The sequence below is a fragment of the Myxacorys chilensis genome, assembly GCF_059505265.1.
Window position 1 is genome coordinate 1 of record NZ_JCACKG010000146.1, and the last position, 6,764, is coordinate 6,764.

Consider the following 6,764-nt stretch of genomic DNA (forward strand, 5'->3'; position numbering starts at 1 on the left):
GTACGACAAATGCCCATTCTTCATCGCTCACGTCCGTCGGATAAGGCGTTCTATTTATGCCTCCACTCTAACAAAAGTGCATAACACCCTCTAGTCAAGAACTTTGAGCGGACGCTTGCCAATGCCACGGTTAAAATCAACCTTTGCTTCATTCGGCTAATGATTAAGCGGCTTGCAGCCTCTCCTTAAGATCTCAAATGGGTTCTATATAGTTGACAATTGCGGGGTATTTCTTGCTCATTCACAACAGGCTTAGGGGCTGGCAATTCCTCGCTTTAGTGCAATGATGGTTGCTTGGGTTCGATCTTTAGCCCCCAACTTGCTTAAAATGCGGTTAACATTCGATTTGACGGTGCTTTCAGTAATGTTCAGAGCAGCACCAATTTCTAGATTGCTCATCCCCTGCACGATCAATTGAAGGACTTCTATCTCACGAGCGGTTAACTCTGGATTGTTCATGCGCTGCGCTAACTTAGCACCAACATGAGGTGGAATATATTTTTGACCACCATAAACGGTACGAATGGCAGTTCGCAGTTCGCTGGGTTTCGTGTCTTTAAGTAGATAGCCCTGTGCGCCTGCTCGGAGACCTTGGTAAATGTCTTCGTCCCCGTCATAGGTGGTCAACACAATGATGCGAGCCGTATTAAATTCAGCGCGAATGGCACTGATTGCTTCTACTCCTGTCATCTGAGGCATCCGCAAGTCCATTAGCGTGATATCAGGTTGAGTTTGACGAAAGAGGGTGATCGCTTCGATCCCGTCTTTTGCCTGACCCACAACCGTCATATCCGCTTCTTCATTGATAATGGCGGCAATTCCTTGCTGAACGATCGCATGGTCATCCACAATTAGAACCCGAATGACAGTTGATTGATCCATGGCTGCCCTACTCCCGGCTGACAACGACAACAATTTCTGTACCTTGATTAGGTCGGCTGTGAATCATTAATTCACCGCCAATCTGCTCTACCCGTTCACTGATGCCGAGCAACCCAAATCCTTGAGAGATTTGGTCAATATTGAATCCCTGTCCATCATCTTTAATCCGCAACCGACACTGAGTCTCCTCACACACTAATTCAACGTGAATTTGAGTAGCGTGAGCATATTTAACAGCGTTGGTTAAAGCTTCTTGTCCGATGCGGAGTAAATGATTCTCCACATGGGGGGATAATGCATAGGCTGTACCACTGATTTTACAAGTAAGCTGTGTATCCATCGATGATTGCATTTGCGTGGTCAATTGTTTGAGAGCATTAAATAAGTTGCCTTCTTCTAATGATTTGGGTCGCAGTGCTGCGACCGATCGCCGTGCTTCAGCTAACCCAGTCCGTGCCAGTTCATCCACAGTTTCGAGATGAGTTTGTGCTGCTGCTGGTTTTTTGATTATCTGCTCGGTTGCAGCTCCGACATGCAGCAAAATGCCTGTAAAGGCTTGGGCTAAGGTGTCGTGAATTTCTCGCGCCATGCGGTTACGCTCATCTAGAATCGAAGCTTCTTCAGCGCGTTTGCGATCGCTAATGTCTTGTCCAATGCCAACAAATAAATGATTTGCAAGTTGAACGTTTGCCCACGTGGTATTGACGAAGCGATCGTCTTTTGTTCTAATTTTGAGGTCTAACCAAATGCCAGTTGCAGCTAACATATGGTCTCGGATCTGCTGTCGCTGTTCTGCATCAAAACTACACTCAGCAATCAAATCAATATGGTGCAGATCGGCGGTTGACCAGCCCAGGATCTGTTTAAGCTGACGATTAACGAATTCGATTTGTCCCGTTGCATCGTAAAGCGTAATCATCACCGGAATGTGATCGACAATCGTTTGGAGGAGTTGTTTTTGGTGACTCAAGGTTTCTTCCGTCTGTTGTCGTTCAACAATTTCTGCCTCTAGTTTTATGGTCCGTTCTTTTACCTTCTGTTCCAGCGTGCGGGCATACTCCTTGAGGTTCTCCCAGAGTAGGATGCCACTGCTCGTAATGGCAGATCCCACAAGAGCCAGCAGAGGAGGAACGATGATGATCCACCAACCCGCTAGAAACAGTCCGTAGGCACTGCCTAAAAGCACAGTTCCGAATAAAATGACTCTAAAGGCAGTTTGACGAGGCGATCGCGAGACCCAGCCAATGACCCCACCGATCGCAGACCAAGTAATAATCCACAACCCTTCCAGTGGTTCTGACCAAACCTTTAATGGAGGGCGATCGTTCAAAGCTGCATTGAGCAGTTGACTGGCTAATAGAGCGTGAATTTCAACGCCAGTAGGTGCGGCAATTGAGTCGGTCGTATCGGAGGTGAAAAAACGATCTGCAAGGCTCTCAGCGGTTAATCCAATCAAGACAACGCGATCGCGCAGGACATTTTTCGGGATGCGATTTTGTAGTACCTGTGTCATTGAAAGGGAGCGAAACCCGGTTGAAGATTTGGGGAAGTTTGACAGAATCTGGTATCCACGTGCATCCATCCGAACATAACCGCCATCATTCGGTTGTAAGGGTGTAAAGATAGCTTGACCTAGCCGGAACTGCGTCTGGTCAGCGTTAAGCGGTTGACGCTTCACTCCCTGCTTGTCCAGATGGAAAAAAGCTAAACGTGCGCCGAGTGTAAAGATCGAGCGACGATCTGAATTTCTTAAATACAGCAAACTGCGACGAACTCTGCCATCAGTATCCAACAGCAGATCACTAGCGCTCACCTGGTCAGCCTGCTTTAGAAGGGGCGGTGCTTGAATAACTTCACCCTGAGCCGTTTTAATGACTTTCTCAATACCAATTAAATTGGGTGTGGACTTAAAAACGTGATTGAGTTCTTGATGACCCGGTTCGACAGGTAAATCTCGAAAGATGTCCAGCCCAATGACGCTTGGCTGCTGTTGTTTGATCGATGAAAGTAAGCGAGCCAGCACCGCATCAGACATGGGCCAGCGTCCGAGCTGCTGAATATCGGATTCATCAATGGTCACGAGAACGATCTGAGAATCAGCAGGTTCAGAGGGACGAAAGCGGAACAGTTGATCCAACGCGATCAACTCCATGAACTGAAGCGCTCCGGCAAACCGTAAAATCAGCAAACTTCCAGCAACACTGGGAACAGTGATCAAAACGCCACGCCATTGCCGAAAGTGCTGTTTTAGAGTTGTCCACATATGGTGAGCGCGAATTATAACTTCTTCTACCTACCATTCAGCATGACATCCACGCCACCGGATTGCAGAAATTCACGCCAAATTGTATTGATGCTTGGGTCATTCGGTTGAGTGCGTTTTAGCTCAAACAGAACAGCGAGGGCATCATACCAAACGTCGGCTTTTTGGTAGAGCGAAACCCGTTCCTTGGGTGATGCCTGCTGAATTTGGCGTAAGCGAGTAGCATCGATCGTCATTCGTTGCACCATGCCTGTGACAAAGCGATCGTCCAAGCGATCGTTGGGGTTACAAATCATCGCGAATGACCATAAATATTGCTTGCCAATGGTTAAAGGCGGTGCTTGGACTGGAAGACTGAGGCTAACAATACCAGGCGTGTTGGGTAGAGCAAGTGTAGTACGATACACGCCGTTATTGTTGCGATCGCGGAGGCTAAATTCTGCGCTTTTAGCGCTGGTTTTGGGGACGAACACGAGAAAAGTAGGTCGCTCTGTCAAAGTGACGCCAGATTTGCTGGCGGGGCTAAGAGCAGTCAATTTCGGATCGGTAGTTGCCGTGATCTTGTCTTGAGGACAAGCTGTTAGATCACGCCGTCCTCCAGCAGATGAGCTACCTGGATTGCTAGGGGGAGGGGGAGGATTGCTTTGTGCGATGAGTGTTGTGGTCAAGCCGGGTTGGGGTGAAATTGCGGTTGCCACATTGGGAGCGATTGCCAGCAAAGCTAGAGCAGTACTAGCAGGTACGAAATACAGAAGGGATTTTATGGAGTACATAACGTGATTTAAAGCCAATTTCCTAAAAGAACAAACGGTGCCCAATAGTAGGGCGAAGTGTAATCATCTTGGCGTAACAAAGCGACCTGAGCAAGGCGGAGGGCTTCAGCCTTTGTGATTCCGGGTTTTCCTAACTGCCGATAAAACTCAATCATGAGCGATGCGGTGGAACGATCGCTGACTGACCATAACGATGCAAGCGTACTGCGTGCTCCCGATCGCACCGCAACTCCTGCCATCCCTAAAGCCGCCCGTTTATCTCCGCTTGCGGTTTGACAGGCGCTCAGTACGAGCAGTTCGATCGGGTTAAGTTTTCCTTCTCTAAAGCGCAGCAGTTGGTCTAATTGTTTGACGTTAATTCGTCCATCCCAGGTCAAGATGAAGGTATTATCTGCATTCGAGCTAAACTGACCGTGCGTTGCTAAGTGAACAATTGACGAGGACGTGGAATCAACCTTGGTTTGAAAGGCTCGATTAGTAAACGATTGATTTAACAGAACCTGAGCCGAAATTTCTGCTTCAATTTGGTTAATTTCAACTGCAACATTAGGCAATGCGGCAAAATTATTTCGGGCTTGAGTCAATCCTGCTAATAGAGCTTGTAAGCGCAGGCGATCGAGGGGTTGCGGCTGAAGTAGTTGCAAACCGGGAGTGAGTACCACGCTGTACTTTTCGATCAGATAACGCTGACCATCGTGGAGCGCCGCCATCGGCAAACTCTGCAGCAAGCCATCGGGCACAAACACGAGCGTTTTGACACCGCTTGCTGCAAGTTCAGTCTCTATAGGACGCAGGAGCAGATTGTAGACTCGTTGAGTGATGGGCAGCCAATCTTCGACAAAAGCAGTGGGTCTGAGGGACTGCCGCATTTGAGTCAGGAGTTGCTCAACTTCTGTCTGAGATAATTGCGTTTTGTGATAGCGCAGGGGTTGATTCGGCAAAGACAGAATCACCGCCAACTGATTGGGTAGAATGATCGGGTAAATGACCGCAGCGCGGGGATCAATCTGATCAATCTTTACCGGACGAGCATTAACGCAAGCTTCTCGGAAGAAGTTATCGAGTTCTGCTAGCTGGAGTGCTTCGATCGTCTCACGCGCTTGTTTCAGATTTTCCTGACTCGGTGTATCAGCTTCCGATTGCAGCAGCAATTCTACAAATTGTCGGTAAACAGGTTCAACACTTTCTCGAAACGAAAACTGCACATCTTGATTAATGGCTGCCAGATCACTGCGAAGCGATTGCAATGTTCTGAGCGCTTCCGAATAGGTAGCCGTTGCCTTTTGCAAGTTTCCCGTAGAGATACAATCCTGTTTGCCTTGACACAAAACTCGTCCAAGTTGCCACTGCCACTGATAGGCAATGTCGGAGGCATCGACAGACTGAGCCAAACTGAGAGCTTGTTCGGTCAAGGTTTTAGCGTTGTCCCATTGATGAGTTCTTTCATACAAGCTGCCTAACGTACCAAGGGCATAAGATTCGGTACGAGAATCACCCAACGTGCGAACTTGTTGAACCGCAGTTGCAAGTTCCTGGGCTGAGATTTTTAGAAGATTGGGAGATAAAGCTTTTGTCTCATGACGGCTCATTTCCACGATGCTCCGAGCTAGGTCAATTTGAGCATACGCCGCTAGACGACCCGGAGGTAGCTGAGCAAGCTGAGATTGAATTTGTGGTAACAAACGTTGAGCTTCTGTCTGACGATCGCTTTCCACAAACAAACTTAATTGGGCAAGTTGAACCTGAGTTTTTGCTGTGAGCGAAGGAGCCGTATCGACAGCTTTTCGATAGAAATTTAGAGCGGTGTCTATTTCTCCCTGGGCGCGGGTTGTGTTGCCCAGACTGAATAGAATGCCGCTAATATCAGTTTTGTTTTGAAGTTTCTGGGCGATCGCCAAACTCTGTTCCACGACAGTTCGAGATTGCGCTAGATTTCCGACTAACCGTAGCATCTTGCCTAGATTTCGCAGACCTGTGACTTTGAGCCGCGAATCGGGCTGATTTTGCAGGGACTGCTCCACCTGTGTCAGTAAATCGGTCGCTCGTCTGTAAAATCCCTCTGCCTGTAACGCCCTTGCCTGATTGATCTGACTGCCCAAAATTCCGCTGGTATCGTTCGTCTTGCGGTAAAGAGCTTCCGCCCGTTGCCAGGTTGCCAATGCTTCTGTCGCTTTACCTTGCGTTAGTTGTAGCTTTCCTTGAACGGTGAGAACCTGGGCGAGAATCGCTGAGGTTTCAACAGACGTTGGAGTTTGAGCTTTTAACAGCGAGAGTGCCTGATCGATCGTGCGATCGGCTTGAATCCCCTGTCCCACATCTTCATAAGCAGCGGTGAGAAAACTGAGAACGAGGGCTTGATTCAGGCGATCTCCGTTCGTCTCATAATGAGTGGCAGCCTGTTGCCAAAGCGCGATCGCGTCAGAAATCTGCCCTGCCTGGTAGTGGTTTTCTGCCTGCTGCACCTGAGCTGAAGGAGAGTTTGATGTGCTCCTGATTGGCTCTGTCTTCCAGTTGTAGGGTCTCTCTAATCCAGATGCAATTTCTGCATGAAGACTAACGGCAATCAGCAATCCCAACAGAGCAAAGTGCAGCGATCGCCGCCATCCTCTTTCTGAAAAGAGGCGTTGTATACTGTACATCCCCCGACTGATTCGCCTGCTCCAATGCCTCTCATTCATGGAATGCTATAGCTCCTTTCGGTGCTGGTATTAGCAGATATCTGTTTTTGGTTGAGTTAATAATTCATCATCCCGGTTTTCATGAGATCAGACTAGACAAGATAGATAAGTTAACTCAGATCTTGCACCATTCCTGATAAGCCTGACTTGGTAAAGACTTGAGAACAA

At 48.2% G+C, this 6,764-nt stretch carries 4 protein-coding genes; all 4 read right to left on the bottom strand.

Annotation, left to right across the window (positions count from 1 at the left end):
- Window positions 1-252 precede the first annotated feature (252 nt).
- From AC5JLB_RS10660 to AC5JLB_RS10675, 4 genes are read right to left on the bottom strand one after another with little or no spacing between them, the layout of a single operon-like run.
- Window positions 253-882 (bottom strand): response regulator, encoded by a 630-nt coding sequence (locus AC5JLB_RS10660; RefSeq protein WP_495873810.1) that lies wholly within the window; start codon window positions 880-882, stop codon window positions 253-255.
- Window positions 883-889: 7 nt separating this feature from the next.
- Entirely contained in the window at window positions 890-3,145 is a 2,256-nt protein-coding gene (locus AC5JLB_RS10665; RefSeq protein ID WP_495873811.1) for a CHASE2 domain-containing protein, read from the bottom strand.
- 26 nt (window positions 3,146-3,171) lie between these two features.
- Window positions 3,172-3,918: a DUF928 domain-containing protein gene (locus AC5JLB_RS10670; protein ID WP_495873812.1), complete on the bottom strand. Its 747-nt coding sequence runs from the start codon at window positions 3,916-3,918 to the stop codon at window positions 3,172-3,174.
- 8 nt (window positions 3,919-3,926) lie between these two features.
- Entirely contained in the window at window positions 3,927-6,557 is a 2,631-nt protein-coding gene (locus tag AC5JLB_RS10675) for a CHAT domain-containing protein (RefSeq protein ID WP_495873813.1), read from the bottom strand.
- Window positions 6,558-6,764 lie beyond the last annotated feature (207 nt).

Bases quoted from the DNA above. Each gene is read 5' to 3' on its own strand.
- AC5JLB_RS10660 (WP_495873810.1), bottom strand. From the start codon at position 882: ATGGATCAATCAACTGTCATTCGGGTTCTAATTGTGGATGACCATGCG.
- AC5JLB_RS10665 (WP_495873811.1), bottom strand. From the start codon at position 3,145: ATGTGGACAACTCTAAAACAGCACTTTCGGCAATGGCGTGGCGTTTTG.
- AC5JLB_RS10670 (WP_495873812.1), bottom strand. From the start codon at position 3,918: ATGTACTCCATAAAATCCCTTCTGTATTTCGTACCTGCTAGTACTGCT.
- AC5JLB_RS10675 (WP_495873813.1), bottom strand. From the start codon at position 6,557: ATGTACAGTATACAACGCCTCTTTTCAGAAAGAGGATGGCGGCGATCG.